This is a genomic window from Enterobacter cloacae complex sp. IR5441, assembly GCF_049238215.1.
GTDB lineage: Bacteria > Pseudomonadota > Gammaproteobacteria > Enterobacterales > Enterobacteriaceae > Enterobacter > Enterobacter hormaechei_C.
Window position 1 is genome coordinate 413572 of sequence record NZ_JBMKIA010000001.1, and the last position, 19165, is coordinate 432736.

The window sequence follows — 19165 nt, forward strand, 5'->3', positions numbered from 1 at the left end:
ATACGATAAGTAATTCGTATCAGTTGTCGTTCAGAAATTAACATTAGTCGTTATGTGAGAAGAGTCAAATTTCTTGTCTGGGTTGTTTTGCGGTAATTTTGCAGGGAGTGAAGAAATACCGCTTCGTTACGAGTTTTAAAAACGGATGGGAAATCCATCAGTTAGATGAAAATAAATCCGGAGGTTAAGATTGCGCTTAGCTAATAATCCTAATGTGAACGTGGCGTGAATTATTACAAGAATTGACACAGCGCAAAAATATATCTTCGCAACGGGTGTTCTTGTATTCGGAATAATCCTATGAACGTGAAGAAGTCATGCGCTGAAAAGAGTGTGGCTAAACCTCGTTTTTGACGTGGTCAGGCGGATCGGGTGAGGGTATGCTTCTTTTGTCACCACAATAATTACAGAGGCAATGTCATGGATCAGGAGCTACTGGATGCGGGGTACCGGGCCTATACCGGTGAGAAAATCGATGTCTACTTCAACACCGGGATCTGCAAACACTCGGGCAACTGCGTGCGCGGCAGCGCGAAGCTGTTCGATCTGAAGCGTAAACCATGGATCGCGCCGGATGAAGTAGATGCAGAAACGGTTATGCGCGTAATTGATACCTGCCCGAGCGGTGCGCTGAAGTACCGCCAAAAATAAGTGAGGAACCATGGAAATTCTTGAAGGCCATAACAAGTTTTACGTCAACGACGCCGAAGGCAATCAGGTAGCGGAGATCGTCTTTGTCCCGACCGGCGAGCATCTGAGCATCATTGAGCACACCGATGTGGATCCGAGCCTGAAAGGGCAGGGTGTGGGTAAACAGCTGGTGGCGAAGGTGGTAGAGAAGATGCGCGGTGAGAATCGTAAAATTATCCCGCTGTGTCCATTTGCGAAGCATGAGTTTGATAATACGCGGGAGTATGACGATATTCGGGCGTAAAAAAGATGCCCGGCATTGCGCCGGGCAGCATACTCAACCCACAAACATCACCGACACACACAGCACACCCACAATCAGCGTCAGCAGGTTACCGATGGAGCGGTACGGTTTTAATGACGGGATCAGGTACGTCGACAGCGTCGGCATGATGAACAGGATCATGGCGATAAGCGGACCGCTGATGGCATAAATCATTGAGATCGCATTCGGGTTGATGCAGCAGACCGCAAAGGTAATCAGCGACACGCCGAGAATCGAAACCGCGCGGTTAAAGGCGCGACTTTTCTTCACACCCACCTGATTCAGCGACGATTTCACAATTTCCGTTGCCCCTTCAATCACGCCAAAATAGGTGCCGAGGAACGATTTCGACATCGCAATAATCGCCACGATAATGCCGGAAATGCCCAGCCATGCCGGGGAGGAAGGCATCATCGACAGCGCGGACAGGATCGTCACCCCTTCCTCTTTTGCCGCCACGATATACGACGGTGGAATCGAAAGCAGGCAGCTGAACACAAAGAACAGCACGCTGAGGCAGATGATCAGGTACGCCACTTTCATGATTTTTTTGCATTTACCCATCGCCTCTTCACCGTATTTCTCGCGACGGTCTACGGCGAAGGTCGAGATGATCGGAGTATGGCTAAAAGCGAAAACCATCACCGGGATCGAAATCCACACCTGGTGCAGCGTATGCTGGTCGAAGGCCATCTGGCTGGTCAGCAGCGACGGCTGCCAGCTGCCCGTCAGATACAGCGAGACAAACAGAAAATAGGCGATCAGCGGAAAGACAAGGAAACCCATCACCTTAATGGTGATGTGCCGCCCCATCAGGAAGATCAGATTCAAAATCAGCACTACGCCAAAGCTCACCAGCATCCGCATGCCGGTATCCACCGTCATCCGTTTCGCCAGCTGTTCAGTGAGTGAGTTGGTTATCGCCACCGCGTAAATCAGAACTACCACAAAGAAGGCCACAAAATAGAGTGTGGTGATCAGGTTGCCGATCTTTTTGCCGTAGTAATGCGAAACGGCACCGGTGATCCCTTCGTTGCCTTTCGTCTTCGACGACAGAATAAATTGCGCCAGCGCTTTATGCGGCCAGTAGGTTAAGGGATACGCCACAAGGGCGGTGATCAGCAGGACAATCGCGCCAGCAGAGCCGAGCTGAATGGGCAAGAACAGGGTTCCTGCGCCCACGGCAGTGCCGTAGAGGGCGAAACTCCAGAGAGTCTCTTCTTTTGACCAAATTTTCGACATTAGAGCAACGTATCAACTATAAAACGAACAAAAAGGAGTGCAATTTACCATAATTATGCGTTGAGGTCGCCGTTGCTTCGCAGGGGGTGGGCCGGAGCAGGTCTCCGGCCGGAAGGTTATTCGCTTGCCAGGGCGCGTCGTTGCTGGCGGCGCTTGATGATTTTCTCCCGCAGGGTGTCGTACGCCCAGTTGTAGAGCATGGTGTACGGCAGGAAGAACAGAAAGAAACCAAATTCCAGGGTAAAAGCCTGGAGCAGCGTCACGCCCAGCACGGCGGCAACGATGGTTACGCCAATCACAATAAAGCCGCATTCAAAACCCAGGGCATGCAGGGCGCGCACTTTCGCCGTGCGCTTCACCCGCTGGACGGGCCAGAAACGGTCGAAGCCAAAGTTATAGATAATGTTCCAGAGCATTGCCGTGGTCGCCAGAATAATGGTGAGACCCCCCATTTCAACCACCGAGCGCTGCATTAGCCACGCGGCCGTCGGGGCGAGGATCGCCGTAGCAATGCCTTCAAAACAGACGGCATGGAAGATCCGCTCCGGCAATTTACGTTGGAGTGCATCCTGATGTTGCATATTTACCTCATATTGACGCCAGTATGGGCGTTGATGCGGCCTATTCTTATCGTTTAAGGTGATATATAAAAGATGGTATCCATCGATAAAGTAGATACATCATGCGTTACTCTCCCGAAGCACTGACCGCGTTTGTTGAAACTGTCGCCGCAGGTTCGTTTTCTGCTGCGGCACGGCGGCTGCGTAAAAGCCAGTCCACCATCAGCACCTCCATTGCCAACCTTGAAGCTGACCTTGGCTTTGAGCTGTTCGATCGCTCGGCGCGTCACCCGGTATTAACCGCCCAGGGTGAACAGGTGCTGGGCTATGTCCAGTCGATACTCGCCGCCAGCGCGCGCCTGGATGAGCTGGCCGTATCTTTAACCGCGCAAACGGAGGCGCGTTTTACCTTTGTTCTCTCCGATACGCTTAACCCGGCCGTGCTGGAACAGATGATGAGCCAGTTCGACCAGCGTTTTCCGCACACGGAATTTGAGTGCCTGATTGGAGAAGAGGAGGACGTGATCGATCTACTGCAAAAGGAGCGGGCGCAAATTGGCCTGACGGAAGCGCGCGACAGCTACCCGACCGATATTGGCGCGACCCGTCTGCCTATGCAGACGCGGATGGCCATCTACGTTTCTGCCGGACATCCTCTGGCAGGGCAACATGAGACGCAGGCGGACGAGCTGCATGGCTGGCGCGAGCTGCGGCTGAGCACCTATCTTGAACGGGAAGCGCCCCTTTCGCGCGGGCCGGTCTGGTCTGCGCCGAATTACCTGTTACTGCTGAGCATGGCGGTACAGGGCTTTGGCTGGTGCGCGTTACCCTGCGCGCTGGTCGACGAATTTGCCGCGTCGAAATCGCTGGTGCAGCTGAACGTGCCGGGCTGGCCGAGGTCGATTGCCATCGATCTGGTATGGAACAAACGAACCCCGCCCGGCGTCGCCGGAAGCTGGCTGCGCCAGTACTTGCAGGACGCACGATAATCCTGTGACTAAACTCACTAATTTTAAACATTTGCGTCAATTGTTGATAACAATCCTCTACTATCGTCATGTCATTTTGCACAGAGGTCGTGATGAAAGATGTCGTTATAGTGGGTGCGTTACGTACGGCTATCGGCTGTTTTCAGGGAGCGCTTGCGCGTCACTCTGCGGTTGATCTTGGCAGCGTGGTGGTAAGAGCGCTGGTGGAACGCAGCGGGATTGCCGCACATGAAATTGATGAGGTGATCCTGGGCCAGGTGCTGACCGCTGGCGCGGGACAAAACCCTGCGCGCCAGGCGGCGCTGAAGGGCGGACTGCCTAATACCGTTTCGGCAATTACCATCAACGATGTCTGTGGTTCAGGTTTGAAAGCGCTCCATCTTGCAACGCAGGCCATCCAGTGTGGTGAAGCGGATGTGGTCATTGCCGGCGGGCAGGAGAATATGAGCCGCGCCCCGCATGTCCTGACCGACAGCCGGACCGGCGCGCAGCTCGGGAACAGTCAGCTGCTTGACAGCCTGGTTCACGACGGGCTGTGGGACGCCTTCAACGACTACCATATGGGCGTAACGGCGGAAAACCTGGCGCGGGAATACGGTATCAGCCGCGAGCTTCAGGATGCATATGCCCTCAGCTCACAGCAAAAAGCGCGTGCAGCGATCGACTCCGGGCGTTTTCGCGATGAAATTGTCCCGGTCAGTACCCAGCGCCAGAACGGTGAAGCGCTCATCGTCGATACCGACGAGCAGCCGCGCACCGATGCCAGCGCAGAAGGGCTGGCAAAACTCGATCCGGCCTTTGAAACGCTCGGTTCCGTAACGGCAGGCAACGCCTCATCCATTAACGACGGTGCGGCGGCGGTGATGATGATGAGTGAAAGCAAAGCCCAGGAGCTGGCGCTGCCGGTGCTGGCGCGGATCAAAGCGTTTGCCAGCGTGGGCGTTGATCCCGCGTTAATGGGGATCGCCCCGGTCTATGCCACGCGCCGCTGCCTGGAGCGGGCGGGCTGGGAGCTGAACGATGTGGATCTGATTGAGGTCAACGAAGCTTTTGCTGCACAGGCGATCTCGGTCGGGAAAATGCTGGAATGGGATCCGCTGCGGGTCAACGTCAACGGCGGAGCCATCGCGCTGGGCCATCCCATTGGCGCCTCCGGCTGCCGCATTCTGGTGTCGCTGGTCCACGAAATGAAAAAGCGTAACGCCCGAAAAGGGATCGCAACGCTCTGTATTGGCGGGGGGCAGGGGGTGGCCCTGGCTATCGAACGGTAATTTCTCCCTCTGCGCACAGAAAACCTCCCACGGGAGGTTTTTTTGTGTCCGCAGAATCCTTTTTTAACACTTATGCGTTCTTTCTGAAGCCCGCAATAATTATTGCGCGGTTAATTATTGGCTTTGTGAAGTGCTTAATGTGATCTCACGCCTGAAATTTACGGTTAATACCCTTTTTTTGTTGATGGGGTTCACGTCGATCTTTGCCAAAAAAAATGAAACAAATAATTTCGATCCTTGTCACTAAAATAACGGTGCATAAAAAATAAACTCAAGTTTCATAAAAACGAAACGTTATTTTAATTGAGGGTTTTTTCATGTTTAAGAAATCTCTGCTCCTTGCTTCCCTTATTAGTGCCTCTTTTGCGGCTAGCGCCGTTACCGTCGATCTGCGTCACGAATATATTGACAGCGGCTCGAATGCCGACCGTGTTGCCGTCTCGCACCGCTTTGATAATGGCTTTGGTTTTTCAGTCGAGGCGAAGTGGAAATCAGGCGGGGACAAGGCAGATCAGCCATTCGCGGATGTAGTGGGGAACGGTCACGAAGATCAGATAAGCTGGCGCTGGAAAGCGACAGACAATATCGCCCTGACCCCTGCGTTTACGATTGAAAGCACAGACAGTCGCACCATTTATAAACCGAATCTGCATGTGCAATATAGCTTCGATAATGGCTTCTACGTGGCTGCGCGTTACCGTTACGAATATACCCGCTACCCGTCAAGCTCAAATAAGGACGATGATAAAGTTAACCGTGGCGATGCGTGGGTCGGTTGGGTATTAGGTGACTGGCGTACCGAGCTGAACTATGTTTACGCGAAAAGTTCTGAAGGCGTGGCCCGAAATAACAATAAAGATTATTCCAACGAATATAATGCCAAGCTGGCCTACAAATGGGATAAAAACTGGGCGCCGTATGTGGAGGTGGGCAACGTGGGGGTTAAAGACACGGACGAACGCCAGACCCGGTTCCGTTTAGGCGTGGCGTACTCCTTCTGATAATTTATCTTCTTCGCTAAAACCGCCGGGTGGCGCTTCGCTTACCCGGCCTACACCTTCCTTCCACTCCGTCGTTTCGTATGTCGCGTAATCACTCAAAAAAAAGCCCTCCGAATCGGAGGGCAAGGCCAGTTACAGAAACACTAACTCAAGTCAGGCATGCAACATTTCAGGTTGCTCAGGGAGTTTCGCGATATAGAGGGCCGGTTTGCCGTCTTTATCGGAACTGTACAGCACCGCTTTTTCGTCCGGCGTGAAGGACGGATGCGGGTGGGTTACCTGGCGGCTGTTCGCCACCGTAGCCCATGAGGTGTCATGACGGGCGATGCGGTAACAGGCTTTCTTCGCCACGTCAAAGGCATACAGATAAGGATCGTTATCAATGGTGTAGCCGCCGGTGTCTTTCACATCGACAGGCGTACCGGAGCCGTCGCCAACCAGCAGGGTGCCGTCGACGTTGCTCATCAGGTGCGAACAGGCGGGCATATTCATTACCGCTTCATTCACGCCGGTGTCCGGGTTGAAGCGGGAGATGGTGCGCCCTTGCTGACCTTTCAGGTAAGAAACGTAGATCAGCGCGGACCCGTCCGGCACCCAAAATTCATGTGTACAGCTTTCACCTTCCGCGTGCGTTTTCACTTTCCGCACGTTGCTGCCATCTTCGTTGACCAGCCACATGCGGGCGTCGACCAGGTCGTGCGGCCCTTCATGACAGAAGGCCACGGTATTGTCATCGAACGGGCGATAAATCGGATGTCCCAGCCAGATCTTCTCGTCATGAATGGTGGTGCTTTCACCCGTTTTCAGATCAACGCGCAGCAGGCGGCAGTGCGGCCCTTTGTGGAAGAAGTCGTGGAAAATTTTCCAGTCGTTGAGTGGCGTCCAGTCACGTCTGGCAATCTCAATACCCACCAGTTTGGTGCAGTCGCTGTTCGCGACCCAGGTGCCGTAGCCGACCCACTCTTCCGGGACGCGGTACACTTCGCGCTCTGCCAGCGTCTGTAAATCCACCTCCAGCAGGGTGCGATCGTTCTTCACATAGTAGAGGGATTTATCGTCCGGAGAGAGGAACCCGCCAAAGGTGTTATCGCCCGCGCCTTCGGTCAACTGTACCGCTTCGGCGTTTTTCAGATCCAACAGGTAATAGTTCCAGTGACCGTCGAACTCCCCGGCGAGCAGCAGGTGGCTGCCATCGTTAAAGAAGCACTTCTGGTAAAAGTAGTTGCGATGACAGGTTACTTCCGGTGGGGTCAGGCGGGTGACTTCCACGCCTGTATCCGGATCGCGGCTGACCTCATAGCTCAGCTTGACCCGCATACCTTTAGCCATAATGCACTCCTTTGAACGCGTAATGTAGGTTGAAAACTGGGTGTTAAATTATCAAAACGTTGTTTCATTATGTGTGACTGACAGCGCACTTTCTCAGTTTCATTAACCAGATTGAGGGTCTTAAAGATTTATCGTGATCGAAACACCATTTCTGGCATAAACAAGCAGAAAAAATGAAACGTTGTTTTAAATGCAATTGAAAACCCCGTGGTCAGGGGATAATATGTGTTCATCACGAAAACGGAACGTTGTTTCGTTAATTGTCTTTGCCTTCGGGCACGATCATTTCTGGAGGTTTACGTGGACGTCAGACAAAGCATCCACAGTGCGCACGCTAAAACGCTGGATACTCAGGGGCTGCGCAGTGAGTTTTTAGTTGAGCAAGTGTTCGAAGCCGACAAGTACACCATGGTCTACAGCCATATTGACCGCATTATTGTGGGCGGGATTATGCCGGTGGCGAAAACCGTCTCCGTGGGCGGTGAAGTGGGCAAACAGCTGGGCGTGAGCTACTTCCTCGAACGCCGTGAACTGGGCGTGATTAACATCGGCGGGCCGGGCACCATTACCGTTGATGGCCAGTGCTACGAAATTGGTCACCGCGACGCGCTGTACGTCGGCAAAGGCGCGAAAGAAGTGGTGTTCGCCAGCATTGATGGCAGCAAACCGGCGAAGTTTTACTACAACTGCGCCCCGGCTCATACGACTTACCCCACCAAAAAAGTCACGCCAGCGGATGTTGCCCCGGTGACCCTTGGCGATAACCTCACCAGCAACCGTCGCACCATCAACAAATACTTTGTTCCGGATGTGCTGGAAACCTGTCAGCTCAGCATGGGGCTGACCGAGCTTGCGCCGGGCAACCTGTGGAACACCATGCCTTGCCATACCCACGAGCGCCGCATGGAGGTCTACTTCTATTTCAACATGGATGAAGACGCCTGCGTGTTCCACATGATGGGACAGCCGCAGGAGACGCGCCATATCGTTATGCACAACGAGCAGGCGGTCATTTCGCCGAGCTGGTCCATCCACTCTGGCGTGGGAACGAAAGCCTATACCTTTATCTGGGGTATGGTCGGTGAAAACCAGGTCTTCGATGACATGGACCACGTCGCTGTTAAGGATCTGCGCTAGTCGCAGGCAGTTAAGTATATATCTGCCTGTTGCTGACAGGCGCTGAACGATTAAGGAATAAACATGATTCTGGATGCATTTTCTCTGCAAGGTAAAGTGGCTGTGGTTTCCGGTTGTGACACCGGGCTGGGGCAGGGTATGGCGTTAGGTCTGGCTGAAGCGGGCTGCGATATCGTCGGGATTAACATCGTTGAGCCAACGGAAACCATCGAGCGCGTTACCGCACTGGGCCGCCGTTTCCTGAGCCTGACCGCGGACCTGCGCAAAATCGATGCGATCCCTGAGCTGCTGGATCGCGCGGTGGCGGAGTTTGGGCATATCGATATTCTGGTCAACAACGCCGGCCTGATCCGTCGTGAAGACGCGATTAACTTCAGCGAAACGGACTGGGACGACGTGATGAATCTGAACATCAAGAGCGTGTTCTTTATGTCCCAGGCGGCTGCGAAGCACTTCATCGCCCAGGGGAAAGGGGGCAAGATCATCAATATTGCCTCCATGCTCTCTTTCCAGGGCGGCATCCGCGTGCCGTCTTACACCGCATCGAAGAGCGCCGTGATGGGCGTGACCCGTCTGCTGGCGAACGAGTGGGCGCAGCACAACATCAACGTCAACGCGATTGCGCCGGGCTACATGGCCACCAACAATACCCAGCAGCTGCGTGCGGATGAAGAGCGCAGTGCAGCTATCCTGGAGCGTATTCCAGCGGGCCGCTGGGGTCTGCCGAGCGATCTGATGGGCCCGGTTGTGTTCCTGGCGTCCCCGGCTTCGGATTACATTAACGGCTACACCGTTGCCGTTGACGGCGGCTGGCTGGCTCGTTAATCAGCCCGAATAAAGAACCTCTGCCCTCAGGCAGAGGTTTTTTTTTGCGCCAAAATTGGCTTTATCCATATCCTTAAAGATGAAAAATCCATACTGAAAAGGAATGGATGATGGGTATCACACATTTATTGCTTAAATATTAACTAATTAATAAAAAATAAGGTTAAACCACCCTGATTTTAAATTGTAATGTCCATCACAGATCGGTATGTCGTAGCGAAATAATCCATATCTTCACCAGTTCCGGCCTGACACTTTCTTCCGGTATCTCGTAATTTCACTTAACGAATTTCGCTGTTGAGGCAGGAAACTATGACATCTGTAAATGACTCTACCCTTATGCCCGCTGCGCTGCGCGATACCCGACGCATGAACCAGTTTGTTTCTGTTGCGGCCGCCGTAGCCGGTTTACTGTTTGGTCTGGATATCGGCGTTATCGCTGGCGCACTGCCCTTTATTACCGACCACTTTACGTTAAGCAACCGCCTGCAAGAGTGGGTGGTGAGCAGCATGATGCTGGGTGCGGCCATCGGCGCACTGTTTAATGGCTGGCTGTCGTTCCGTCTCGGGCGCAAATACAGCCTGATGGTTGGGGCGATCCTGTTTGTTGCCGGTTCCATTGGCTCGGCGTTTGCCACCAACGTTGAAGTGCTGCTGCTCTCCCGCGTGCTGCTGGGCGTGGCGGTGGGTATCGCGTCCTACACCGCGCCACTTTACCTCTCCGAAATGGCGAGTGAAAACGTGCGCGGGAAGATGATCAGCATGTACCAGCTGATGGTGACGCTCGGTATCGTGCTGGCGTTCCTGTCGGATACATACTTCAGCTACAGCGGCAACTGGCGGGCAATGCTTGGCGTGCTGGCGCTGCCTGCGGTGCTGCTGATTGTGTTAGTCATTTTCCTGCCGAACAGCCCGCGCTGGCTGGCGCAAAAAGGGCGTCACGTGGAGGCGGAAGAGGTGCTGCGCATGCTGCGCGACACGTCTGAAAAAGCGCGTGAAGAGCTGAACGAAATCCGCGAGAGCCTGAAGCTGAAGCAGGGCGGCTGGTCGCTGTTTAAGGCGAACCGCAACGTGCGCCGCGCGGTGTTCCTCGGCATGCTGTTACAGGCGATGCAGCAGTTCACGGGGATGAACATCATCATGTACTACGCCCCACGCATCTTTAAAATGGCCGGATTTACCACCACCGAACAGCAGATGATCGCCACGCTGGTAGTGGGGCTGACCTTTATGTTCGCCACCTTTATCGCGGTGTTCACCGTCGATAAGGCCGGTCGTAAGCCGGCCCTGAAAATTGGCTTTAGCGTGATGGCGCTCGGCACCTTGATCCTTGGCTACTGCCTGATGCAGTTCGATAACGGCACGGCGTCCAGCGGCCTCTCCTGGCTCTCCGTTGGCATGACCATGATGTGCATCGCCGGTTACGCGATGAGCGCCGCGCCGGTGGTGTGGATCCTGTGCTCTGAAATTCAGCCGCTGAAATGCCGCGACTTTGGTATCACCTGTTCCACCACCACCAACTGGGTGTCGAACATGATCATTGGCGCGACCTTCCTGACGCTGCTGGAGGCGATTGGCGCGGCAGGCACCTTCTGGCTCTATACGGTGCTGAACGTGGCGTTTATCGGCGTGACCTTCTGGCTGATTCCGGAAACCAAAGGCGTGACCCTGGAGCATATTGAACGCAAGCTGATGAGAGGGGAGAAACTACGTAATATCGGCGTGTAATGTCATTGCCCGGTGGCGCTTCGCTTACCGGGCCTACGATAGCCTGTAGGCCGGGTAAGGCGTAGCCGCCACCCGGCTTTGTATTTACCGCATCGCACGTCTCAAAATACGCTCCGCCTGACGCTGGAAGTCAGCGGCCGTCTCTTCCACGGTTTTCTGCCCGTAGTCGATATACTGCAAAGAAGTACCGAACTGCGCCACAATCTGTGGGTCGTCAAAGTATGGCGAGACGGTGAGTTTCGCCGGCAGCGACTGCGCCAGGCGCAGGCCCGCCACGGATGGATCGTCCTCTTTAATGGTGCCGTCTTCGGTCAGATACTGCACCGCCACTTTGCTCAACGGCACGCCGCGCTCAAGGCCCAGCGTATCAACCCCTTCTTTGCTGTTGAGCAGGAAGTTAATCAGCTTCGCTGCCGCTTCCGGGTTTTTGGTTGTCTTACCAATCGACAGCATCTGCGCCGGTTTGAAGAACAGACCCGCGTCGGTGGCGCCCGGCAGCATTGGGTAGCTGCCCAGCTCCAGTTTCGCCGGTGGCTTCAGGTTGTCGGAATATTTGTTGATGGTGGAGTTCCACATGTAGGTGCCGCCCCATTCACCCTGGATCCACGGCTTCATCTCATACATGTTGCTCTTACCGAACGAGGCATAGTATTTGGTGTCCGGCATGACGTGGCTGTCGATCAGCTTTTTGTAGGTCTGGAAAAACTCCACCCACTGTTCCTTTGTGTAGCTGAACTTTTTGGTTTTCTCATCCACCGCAGGAATGTTGTACTTCTGGATCATGTACGAATTCAGCAGCGCCAGCGTATCCTGGTGCTCCAGGATCACCGGATAGTATTGCTTGCCGAGCTTGCTCTCGAAGGTTTTACCGGCCGCCATCAGCTCGTCCCAGGTTTTCGGGTACGCAATACCCGCTTTTTTCCAGGTTTCGTCATTGAAGTAGAACACGCGCGCCGTCACCGAGATCGGAATGCCGTTCAGCTTGCCGTCCACGGTGGTGGTTTGCAGCTCTTTGGGATCGAACTGCGACAGGTCGATCACGTCCTTCATCTTGTTCAGATCGTAGAAGCCGTCACCGGTTTTGGAGAAGATCGGCAGCCAGTTCCAGTTGGTCTGCATCACGTCCGGCTCGGTGCCGCCCGCAATCTGGGTAGTCAGACGGGAGAGGTGACCATCCCAGCCGGTGTATTCCGCTTTCACGTTGATGTCCGGGTTCTGCTTATGGAACTCTTCCAGCGCTTTCAGGGTGACCTGGTGACGGCCGTTGCCGCCCCACCAGGACATCCGTAAATCCACATTCTGCGCCATCGATGGCAAAGCGGTAAGGCCGAGGGTCGCGGAGATTGCTGCGCTTAAAAGCACTTTTTTCATTTTTATCACTCCATCAGAGAGAGAGGTTCTGTTCAGTTTTTGCGTCAAAAATATGACACTTGTTCATCTCAAACGTGAAATACACCTTACGATGAAGCCCCTTATCAATCATTGGCTTAGCCTCATCGGACGGGATTCGGGCGGTCAGTTCGTAGTCCGCGACCTTCAGGTACACAAAGAATTCGTGGCCCATGTTCTCAACGCGCACCATCTCCCCGCTACAGCCGCCGTCCGGGAAGGGCTCATCAGAGAGCGATACAAATTCCGGGCGCACGCCGTAGAAGATCTCCTGACCCGCGTAAGCCGCGACTTTCTCCTGCTTCTCCGCGTTCAGCGGCATGGTTTCATCGCCAATGGCGATGTGCAGCTGACCCGCTTTTTCGACCAGCACGCTTTTGCGTATATTCATCTCCGGCGCGCCGATAAAGCCCGCCACGAACATGTTCTTCGGCTTGTGGTAGAGGTTGTCCGGCGTGTCCACCTGCATGATATGGCCGAGCTTCATCACGCAGATGCGGTCGCCCATGGTCATCGCTTCGGTCTGGTCGTGGGTCACGTAAACGGTAGTTGCTGGTTTACCCGATTTCTTCAGCTGCTTGTGCAGGTCAGAAATACGGATACGCATCGAAGCGCGCAGTTTGGCGTCGAGGTTTGAAAGCGGCTCATCGAACAGGAACACATCCGGCTTTTTCACAATCGCACGGCCTACCGCCACGCGCTGCGCCTGGCCGCCGGAAAGCTGGCGCGGCAGGCGGTCGAGCAGCTCTTCCAGCTCAAGAATTTTGGCGGCTTCATTCACCTGAGACTCAATCTGATCTTTCGGCAGTTTGCTCAGCTTGAGACCAAAGGCCAGATTCTCGCGCACCGTCATGTGCGGATAGAGGGCGTAGTTCTGGAACACCATTGCAATACCGCGCTCTTTCGGCGCGAGGTTGTTCACGATCTTGTCGCCGATGCGCACCTCGCCGCCGCTGATGGTTTCCAGCCCCGCCAGCATGCGCAGGGTCGTGGATTTGGCGCAGCCGGATGGGCCGACGATCACCATGAATTCCCCTTCAGCAATTTTAAGATCGATAGCGTGTACCGCTTTAAAGCCGTTGGAGTAGACCTTTTCCAGCTTGTTGAAAATAACTTCAGCCATGGTATTTCCCTCTTAACCTTTAATTCCGCTGCTGGTGACGCCCTGTACGAAGTAGCGCTGTGCCAGGAAGAAGACAATGATGGATGGCAGAATGGAGATGCTCGCCATTGCCAGAATTTCGTTCCACGGCGCGCCTTCGGTGACGTCGATGGACATTTTCAGCGCCAGTGCGATGGGGTATTTATCCACGCTGTAGACGTAAATCAGCGGCCCGATAAAGTCGTTCATGGACCACATGAACTGGAACAGGGCGACGGAGATAATGGCCGGTTTCAGGATCGGTACCACCACGTACCACAGCACCTGGAAGGAGTTACAGCCGTCAATCTGCGCCGCCTCTTCCATGTCACGCGGGACGCCGCGCAGGAACTGGATCAGCATGAAGACGAAGAACCCCTGAGTGGCGAAGGCCAGCGGCAGGTACAGCGGCATATAGCTGTTGAGCATGCCCATTTCACGGAACATGAGGTACTGCGGGATCAGCAGCACGGTGCTGGGCAGCAGCATGGTGGTGATGAGCGTGGCGAACCAGAACTTCTTCCACGGGATCTCGAAGCGGGCAAAGCCGTACGCCACGATGGTGGAGGAGATAATGGTCAGGATCACTTTCGGGATCACATACTTAAAGGTATTCAGCATGTAATGGCCGAAGTTGTACTCGGTGCCGGTTTTCCAGCCGTTCACGAAACCATCCCAGGTGGCGTGGGCTGGCCACAGGCTCAGGGTGGTGAAGATCTCGTGGTTCGGTTTGAACGACGCGGAGAACATCCACACCAGCGGGTAAAGCATCAGCAGGCCGACAACCAGCAGGATCACATAGCGAACGGAGGCGTTGATTTTCTCTCTGCGCAGCGTGCGGGCCACTTCGCGTTCGGCGACGCTTCTTGCCGTGGAGAGTTGTTGAATATCAGCCATTTTTGCCTCCTTTATCGGCTGAGTAAAACACCCAGTATTTCGACGACTTAAAGGCGATACCGGCGAAGACGGCCACCACCAGGAACAGGATCCACGCCAGCGCCGCGCCATAGCCCATATCGAAATACTTGAACGCGGTGTCGTAGATGTAGAGCGAGAACAGATAGGTCGAATAGGTTGGCCCGCCGCCGGTAATGACGTACGGCCCGGTAAATTCCTGGAACGCCTGCGTGGTCTGCATGATGAAGTTGAAGAAGATCACCGGCGTAATCAGCGGCACGGTCACCTTCATGAACATCTGCCATTTCGATGCGCCATCGATCATCGCCGCTTCATACTGGGACTGCGGGACGTTTTGCAGCGCGGCCAGGAAGATGACCATCGCGGAACCGAACTGCCAGACACGTAGCAGGGTAACGGACATCAGCGCCAGCGACGGCTCGCCCAGCCAGTTCACCGGATCAAAGCCAAATACACCGATAAAGCTGTTCAGCAGACCATCAATGGCAAATAAGGCGCGCCACAATACGGCAATGGCGACGGAACTGCCGAGGATCGACGGAATATAGTAGGCCGTTCGGAAAAAGCCGATGCCGCGTAATTTAAAGTTCAGGACAAAGGCAATGCCTAATGCAAAGGCGAGCTTTAACGGGATGGTTAAAAATACATAGGCAAAGGTCACGCCCATGGATTTCCAGAAGAGCGTGTCTTCGGTAAACATGTAGCGATAGTTTTCAATGCCGTTAAACACCGGCGGACTCATCAAATCGTAATCCGTAAAGCTGAGGAAAAACGATGAGACGAAGGGGAATGCCGTAAAGAGTATCAGCCCGATGATGTAGGGTGATATCCATGCGAGCCCCAGCAGCTTGTTTTCATTCATACATACCTACCTGGCAATCAATGGTTTAATACGAAATCTGCTTTGTTACATTTTCCCAGGCCTGCGATGCGCGGCATGAGAGCTCAAATTCAGGGTGCAACGTCTGGCAACGGCGAAATCTATGTTTGTTTTTTAACGCTTTTTTGTCTTTCTTTGTGCTGTAAGCGCTTCTGGTTTCAAAAGAGATGAACCGGCGTTCTTGGATACTAAAACATCGTTTTATTTTATATTATTGCGATTTATTTCTGCGTCATTCGCTTAATGGTGGAAATGTGATCGGCGTCGAAACGCTGTTTCAATATAGTGAGGGAGGTGGCATTTTTGACTTTTCACGAAGCTTTGCCGCCGGCCATGAGGAAGAGATAACGAAGCAAAAAGGGAGCGGGAATAAGAATAGTCACGCAGCGTGGCTAACTACCAGATCTGATAGCAGGTCTACAGATGTACCAATTCGTCATTCAGATAATTCTTACATTCTTGTATGATTTGTTACACCGGAACCAGTCAGGCAGAATTTCACTGCATCCTTAAAAGAAGAACAGTTATGTCAGCGATGGATTTCAAAAAACATACGGATCTCAACTTTCCTCACTATGCTCCCCCGGCGGTCAGCGCTAAAGAAATAGATCTTCTGGGTCTGCTGGACGTCCTGCTGGCAGCAAAAAAACGCATCATCACCATTGTCTTTGCATTTGCACTGGTCGGCCTGGCAATCGCCTTTCTGATACCGCAAAAATGGACCAGTAAAGCGGTCATTACGCCCGCGGAACAGACGCAGTGGAGTTCGCTGCGCCAGATGATGGTGGCGCTCCAGGTGCTTGATGTCGACGTGAAAATTACCCGTGCGGATGTGTTTAATCTGTTTATCAAAAAGTTTCAGTCCCAGTCTCTGCTTGAAGAGTACATGAAGAGCTCACCTTACGTGATGGCTCAGCTCGATGGCGCTCAGGTTGACCCGCTGGAGCTGCACCGCGCGGTGGTCAATATTGCCGAAAAGATGAAAGCCGTTGATAACACGCAGGAAAAAAATGCCGATAAAGCACCGTACCTCTCCTGGACGTTAAGCTTCACTGCCCCAACGGCAGAGGACGCGCAGAAAGTGTTGAATGGTTACATTCAGTACATCTCCCGCATCGTCGAGCAGGAGACCATGCAAAACATTCGCGATCAGCTGATCCTGAGAACCAAAACGGTTCAGCAGCAGCTGGAGCTGGATCGGGTCCGTCTGACAAATATCCATAATACCAACCTGCAACGCCTGAACTACTCGCTGGAAGTGGCGAACGCGGCAGGGATCAAAAAGCCGGTCTACAGCAATGGACAGGCGGTGAAAGACGATCCGGATTATTCCGTCGCCCTCGGTGCGGACGGGATTGCGCAGAAATTGCAGATTGAAAAAAATCTGAAGGACGTTTCTGAGCTGAACGCCGATTTCCAGAACCGCGAATACTATCTGGCACAGCTGCAAAAACTTTCCTTCGAAGATGTGAGCCTGGAGCCGTTCAAATACCAGCTTTCACCTTCTATGCCGGTGAAAAAAGATGGCCCGGGCAAAGCCCTGATCGTGCTGCTGGCGTGTATTCTGGGTGGTCTGTTCGCCTGTGGCAGCGTGCTGCTGCGCGAGGCTATGAGCACCCGCAACCCGCTGCCGGAACAACTTCCTGAGCCGGTTACGGAATAACTTCAAAAAAGGCGCTCAACTGAGCGCCTTTTTTTATTTCAGGAAATCTTCGCGAACCGGCGTAAAGGTATCCAGCAGGGTGCCGGGTTTCAGGCAAACGCAGCCGTGCATCACGTGCGGCGCTTTATAGAGGGTATCGCCCGCCGTCACCACATGTTTCTCCTCACCGATGGTGAATTCAAACTCCCCCGAGAGAACGTAGGTGAGCTGCTCATGCGGGTGGTTATGCATCGGGCCAATCGCGCCTTGCTCGAAATTCACTTCCACCGCCATCATCCTGCCGTCGTGCGCCAGAATACGACGCGTCACGCCGTTGCCCAGATCCTCAAGCGTGGTCTCTTTATGGAAAATAAACATATTTTCGCCCTGTTATGTAATGAAACATTGTTTCATTTAACTTATCGCACCCGCGGCGAAAAGGAAACGTTTAGCCAAATAACTGGAAAGGCGATCACAAGTTTGCTTCACTGGGTGAAACGCACAGGAGGAAAGATGAAAACGATCGGTCTGTTAGGGGGCATGAGCTGGGAATCAACGATCCCGTACTACCGCCTGATTAATGAAGGTGTCAAACAGCGTCTGGGCGGTCTGCATTCGGCCAGCCTGCTGCTGCACAGCGTGGATTTCCATGAAATAGAAGCCTGCCAGTCGAGCGGGGAGTGGGACAAAGCGGGGCAGATGCTGGCGGACGCCGCGCTCGGGCTGGAGCGTGCGGGCGCGCAGGGTATTCTGCTGTGTACCAACACCATGCATAAGGTGGCGTCGCAGATTGAAGACCGCTGTTCGCTGCCGTTCTTACATATCGCGGATGCCACCGGGCGTGCCATACGTGCCGCCGGCATGACGCGCGTGGCGCTGCTGGGGACGCGCTACACCATGGAGCAGGATTTTTACCGCGGGCGGCTGAACAGCCAGTTCGGAATTGAAAGCCTGATCCCTGAAGAGGCTGACCGGGCGCGCATTAACCAGATTATTTTTGATGAGCTGTGTCTGGGCACCTTCAGCGAAACGTCGCGCGCATGGTACGTCAGCGTGATTGAGAAACTGGCGCAGCAGGGGGCGGAAGGGATTATCTTCGGCTGTACCGAAATTGGCCTGCTGGTGCCGGCAGACCAAAGCCCGATAACGGTCTTCGATACCGCCGCCATCCATGCCGCGGATGCGGTGGAGTTCATGCTGTCATAGTGGTTTTTGCAGGTCAGGTAAGCGAAGCGCCACCTGACGCGCGTGCGCAATCAGGTGTTCACTAAAGGCATCAACCAGCGCTGAGGCGGGCCGGTGCAGCGGGCGGATCAGGCTCACGGTAAAGGGAACGGAAACGCTAAAACGGCGCAGAACCACGCCGCTGCTGGCGTAGTCCATGGCCGTGAGCGGGTTCACCACCGAAATACCCACGCCCGCGCGCACCATCGCGCAAATAGACGCCGCACTGTGCGTTTCCATCACCATCCGCCGCTTCACCTGATGTTCGGCAAACAGGCCATCCAGAAGCTGCCGGTAGCTGTCGGTCTGCGACAGGCTGATATAGTTCTCACCGTGAAAATCCGCCGGCGTCAGCTCCGCTTTGTGGGCAAGCGGGTGGCTGGCAGGTAGCACGCAGACCTCATCCAGCGACAGCAGCTCCGTGCGTTCCGTTCCCGCTGGCGTGACGAGGGTTTCGGTCAGACCCAGATCGTGGCGCTGGGCCGAAAGCCACTCCTCCAGCAGCGGCGACTCCTGCGGCACGATGGTCAGGCTGACCTCCGGATAGCGGGCCAGAAACGGCTGTAACAGTACCGGCAGGAATGACTGGGAAAAGACCGGCAGGCAGACGATGGACAGCTCGCCCTGGCGGAACTCCCTCAGGCTCTCTGCCGCGCTCACGATCCTGTCCAGCCCGTACCAGGAGCGCTGAACCTCCTCAAACAGGCGTAAACCCTGCACCGTTGGATGCAGCCTGCCGCGGGCGCGTTCAAACAGCTTCAGCCCCAGCACTTTCTCAAAACGCGCCAGCTCGCGGCTGACCGTCGGCTGCGAGGTGTGCAGCATGTGCGCGGCTTCAGTGAGATTGCCGGTGGTCATTACCGCATGAAAAATCTCGATATGGCGTAGGTTAACGGCGGGCATAGGGCACCTGATGGCTGAGCGTAGTCCATAT

General features: G+C 54.3%; 19 protein-coding genes. 10 read left to right on the plus strand and 9 right to left on the minus strand.

Features of this window, described 5'->3' with window-relative positions:
* The first annotated feature begins 420 nt into the window (after positions 1-420).
* Complete coding sequence (gene yjdI / locus ACOTX5_RS02010) at positions 421-651, plus strand: 4Fe-4S mono-cluster protein YjdI (RefSeq protein WP_015571774.1); 231 nt, start codon at positions 421-423, stop codon at positions 649-651.
* A gap of 10 nt (positions 652-661) precedes the next feature.
* Entirely contained in the window at positions 662-934 is a 273-nt protein-coding gene (locus tag ACOTX5_RS02015; protein WP_003862848.1) for a GNAT family N-acetyltransferase, read from the plus strand.
* 33 nt (positions 935-967) lie between these two features.
* Here the strand turns inward: ACOTX5_RS02015 and ACOTX5_RS02020 are convergent, their stop codons facing one another.
* A complete protein-coding gene (locus ACOTX5_RS02020) occupies positions 968-2197 on the minus strand; it encodes an amino acid permease (RefSeq protein ID WP_003862847.1) in 1230 nt (409 codons plus the stop codon).
* A 116-nt stretch (positions 2198-2313) separates the two neighbouring features.
* On the minus strand, positions 2314-2778 hold the full coding sequence (locus ACOTX5_RS02025) for a multidrug/biocide efflux PACE transporter (RefSeq protein WP_045344638.1): 465 nt from the start codon (positions 2776-2778) through the stop codon (positions 2314-2316).
* Positions 2779-2879: 101 nt separating this feature from the next.
* Between ACOTX5_RS02025 and ACOTX5_RS02030 the strand changes: the two genes are divergently transcribed.
* The 3 genes from ACOTX5_RS02030 (at position 2880) to ACOTX5_RS02040 (ending at position 6018) form a co-directional block, all read left to right on the plus strand.
* A complete protein-coding gene (locus ACOTX5_RS02030; protein WP_032649394.1) occupies positions 2880-3746 on the plus strand; it encodes a LysR family transcriptional regulator in 867 nt (288 codons plus the stop codon).
* A gap of 92 nt (positions 3747-3838) precedes the next feature.
* Positions 3839-5017 (plus strand): acetyl-CoA C-acetyltransferase, encoded by a 1179-nt coding sequence (locus ACOTX5_RS02035; RefSeq protein ID WP_015571770.1) that lies wholly within the window; start codon positions 3839-3841, stop codon positions 5015-5017.
* 317 nt (positions 5018-5334) lie between these two features.
* A complete protein-coding gene (locus ACOTX5_RS02040) occupies positions 5335-6018 on the plus strand; it encodes an oligogalacturonate-specific porin KdgM family protein (protein ID WP_003862842.1) in 684 nt (227 codons plus the stop codon).
* A gap of 153 nt (positions 6019-6171) precedes the next feature.
* Here ACOTX5_RS02040 and ACOTX5_RS02045 read toward each other — a convergent pair whose 3' ends face one another.
* On the minus strand, positions 6172-7347 hold the full coding sequence (locus ACOTX5_RS02045; protein WP_047727306.1) for an oligogalacturonate lyase family protein: 1176 nt from the start codon (positions 7345-7347) through the stop codon (positions 6172-6174).
* A 300-nt stretch (positions 7348-7647) separates the two neighbouring features.
* Between ACOTX5_RS02045 and kduI the strand changes: the two genes are divergently transcribed.
* The 3 genes from kduI (at position 7648) to ACOTX5_RS02060 (ending at position 11037) form a co-directional block, all read left to right on the plus strand.
* A complete protein-coding gene (gene kduI, locus ACOTX5_RS02050; RefSeq protein ID WP_017382863.1) occupies positions 7648-8484 on the plus strand; it encodes a 5-dehydro-4-deoxy-D-glucuronate isomerase in 837 nt (278 codons plus the stop codon).
* A gap of 63 nt (positions 8485-8547) precedes the next feature.
* Positions 8548-9309: a 2-dehydro-3-deoxy-D-gluconate 5-dehydrogenase KduD gene (gene kduD, locus ACOTX5_RS02055; protein WP_003862835.1), complete on the plus strand. Its 762-nt coding sequence runs from the start codon at positions 8548-8550 to the stop codon at positions 9307-9309.
* 312 nt (positions 9310-9621) lie between these two features.
* Positions 9622-11037, plus strand: coding sequence for a sugar porter family MFS transporter (locus ACOTX5_RS02060; protein WP_045910750.1), 1416 nt, complete (start codon positions 9622-9624; stop codon positions 11035-11037).
* Positions 11038-11121: 84 nt separating this feature from the next.
* On the opposite strand, the gene ACOTX5_RS02065 is transcribed toward ACOTX5_RS02060, so the two are convergent.
* The 4 genes from ACOTX5_RS02065 to ACOTX5_RS02080 are packed head-to-tail and all read right to left on the minus strand — an operon-like array spanning position 11122 to position 15347.
* Positions 11122-12408: an ABC transporter substrate-binding protein gene (locus tag ACOTX5_RS02065; protein ID WP_017382862.1), complete on the minus strand. Its 1287-nt coding sequence runs from the start codon at positions 12406-12408 to the stop codon at positions 11122-11124.
* Between the two features lie 13 nt (positions 12409-12421).
* Positions 12422-13549: an ABC transporter ATP-binding protein gene (locus ACOTX5_RS02070; protein WP_017382861.1), complete on the minus strand. Its 1128-nt coding sequence runs from the start codon at positions 13547-13549 to the stop codon at positions 12422-12424.
* Between the two features lie 12 nt (positions 13550-13561).
* Entirely contained in the window at positions 13562-14464 is a 903-nt protein-coding gene (locus ACOTX5_RS02075; protein ID WP_017692724.1) for a carbohydrate ABC transporter permease, read from the minus strand.
* Entirely contained in the window at positions 14457-15347 is an 891-nt protein-coding gene (locus tag ACOTX5_RS02080; RefSeq protein WP_003862825.1) for a carbohydrate ABC transporter permease, read from the minus strand. The genes ACOTX5_RS02075 and ACOTX5_RS02080 overlap by 8 nt, the downstream gene beginning before the upstream one ends.
* Before the next feature lie 544 nt (positions 15348-15891).
* Between ACOTX5_RS02080 and wzz(fepE) the strand changes: the two genes are divergently transcribed.
* Positions 15892-17028, plus strand: a complete 1137-nt coding sequence (wzz(fepE), locus tag ACOTX5_RS02085) for an LPS O-antigen length regulator Wzz(fepE) (protein WP_017382859.1) — start codon at positions 15892-15894, stop codon at positions 17026-17028.
* 33 nt (positions 17029-17061) lie between these two features.
* On the opposite strand, the gene ACOTX5_RS02090 is transcribed toward wzz(fepE), so the two are convergent.
* Entirely contained in the window at positions 17062-17385 is a 324-nt protein-coding gene (locus tag ACOTX5_RS02090) for a cupin domain-containing protein (RefSeq protein ID WP_039269867.1), read from the minus strand.
* Positions 17386-17520: 135 nt separating this feature from the next.
* On the opposite strand from ACOTX5_RS02090, the gene ACOTX5_RS02095 reads away from it, so the two are divergent.
* The gene (locus ACOTX5_RS02095) at positions 17521-18213 is read left to right on the plus strand and encodes an aspartate/glutamate racemase (protein ID WP_045910749.1); all 693 of its coding nucleotides are present in this window, start codon (positions 17521-17523) and stop codon (positions 18211-18213) included.
* Here the strand turns inward: ACOTX5_RS02095 and ACOTX5_RS02100 are convergent.
* Positions 18208-19134 (minus strand): LysR family transcriptional regulator, encoded by a 927-nt coding sequence (locus ACOTX5_RS02100; protein WP_017382857.1) that lies wholly within the window; start codon positions 19132-19134, stop codon positions 18208-18210. The genes ACOTX5_RS02095 and ACOTX5_RS02100 overlap by 6 nt on opposite strands.
* Positions 19135-19165 lie beyond the last annotated feature (31 nt).

Bases quoted from the DNA above. Each gene is read 5' to 3' on its own strand.
- yjdI (WP_015571774.1), top strand. From the start codon at position 421: ATGGATCAGGAGCTACTGGATGCGGGGTACCGGGCCTATACCGGTGAG.
- ACOTX5_RS02015 (WP_003862848.1), top strand. From the start codon at position 662: ATGGAAATTCTTGAAGGCCATAACAAGTTTTACGTCAACGACGCCGAA.
- ACOTX5_RS02020 (WP_003862847.1), bottom strand. From the start codon at position 2,197: ATGTCGAAAATTTGGTCAAAAGAAGAGACTCTCTGGAGTTTCGCCCTC.
- ACOTX5_RS02025 (WP_045344638.1), bottom strand. From the start codon at position 2,778: ATGCAACATCAGGATGCACTCCAACGTAAATTGCCGGAGCGGATCTTC.
- ACOTX5_RS02030 (WP_032649394.1), top strand. From the start codon at position 2,880: ATGCGTTACTCTCCCGAAGCACTGACCGCGTTTGTTGAAACTGTCGCC.
- ACOTX5_RS02035 (WP_015571770.1), top strand. From the start codon at position 3,839: ATGAAAGATGTCGTTATAGTGGGTGCGTTACGTACGGCTATCGGCTGT.
- ACOTX5_RS02040 (WP_003862842.1), top strand. From the start codon at position 5,335: ATGTTTAAGAAATCTCTGCTCCTTGCTTCCCTTATTAGTGCCTCTTTT.
- ACOTX5_RS02045 (WP_047727306.1), bottom strand. From the start codon at position 7,347: ATGGCTAAAGGTATGCGGGTCAAGCTGAGCTATGAGGTCAGCCGCGAT.
- kduD (WP_003862835.1), top strand. From the start codon at position 8,548: ATGATTCTGGATGCATTTTCTCTGCAAGGTAAAGTGGCTGTGGTTTCC.
- ACOTX5_RS02060 (WP_045910750.1), top strand. From the start codon at position 9,622: ATGACATCTGTAAATGACTCTACCCTTATGCCCGCTGCGCTGCGCGAT.
- ACOTX5_RS02065 (WP_017382862.1), bottom strand. From the start codon at position 12,408: ATGAAAAAAGTGCTTTTAAGCGCAGCAATCTCCGCGACCCTCGGCCTT.
- ACOTX5_RS02070 (WP_017382861.1), bottom strand. From the start codon at position 13,549: ATGGCTGAAGTTATTTTCAACAAGCTGGAAAAGGTCTACTCCAACGGC.
- ACOTX5_RS02075 (WP_017692724.1), bottom strand. From the start codon at position 14,464: ATGGCTGATATTCAACAACTCTCCACGGCAAGAAGCGTCGCCGAACGC.
- ACOTX5_RS02080 (WP_003862825.1), bottom strand. From the start codon at position 15,347: ATGAATGAAAACAAGCTGCTGGGGCTCGCATGGATATCACCCTACATC.
- ACOTX5_RS02090 (WP_039269867.1), bottom strand. From the start codon at position 17,385: ATGTTTATTTTCCATAAAGAGACCACGCTTGAGGATCTGGGCAACGGC.
- ACOTX5_RS02095 (WP_045910749.1), top strand. From the start codon at position 17,521: ATGAAAACGATCGGTCTGTTAGGGGGCATGAGCTGGGAATCAACGATC.
- ACOTX5_RS02100 (WP_017382857.1), bottom strand. From the start codon at position 19,134: ATGCCCGCCGTTAACCTACGCCATATCGAGATTTTTCATGCGGTAATG.